The 344-nt window shown below is 77.9% G+C and carries 1 pseudogene; it reads left to right on the plus strand.

The window, feature by feature from the left end:
* Nucleotides 1–306 (plus strand): annotated as a pseudogene (locus B2J89_RS21985) (hypothetical protein); the annotation flags it as partial.
* Nucleotides 307–344: the final 38 nt, after the last annotated feature.

A 344-nucleotide genomic window follows, 5' to 3' on the forward strand; every position in this document is an offset into this window, starting at 1 on the left:
CTGCTGACGGCCATCGGCTTCAACCTGGTGGTGTCGCACGAGCTGCGCAGCGGCTTTGCGGACACGCAGCGCAGCGCGGCCCCTGCCGCGCCCACCCCGAGCACCAGCGCCCCTGCCGGCATGCCGGCTGCGCCCGCGGCCTCCGATGCCGCGGCCGGTGCCCGCACGGAGGCCGCAGCGGGGTCCGGCGGTGGCACCCCGGCTTCCGACGCCACGGTGCCCGGCGCGGCGGGCGCGCCGCTTGCTCCGGCCGATGCGCGCCAGGCGCCTGAAGGCTCCAGCGGTCCACAGACTCCGGCGCGCTGAGTCGGTTTCTTTGGGCGCCGGGGCCCTGCGCCCGGCTT

Source organism: Acidovorax sp. SRB_24, assembly GCF_012931925.1.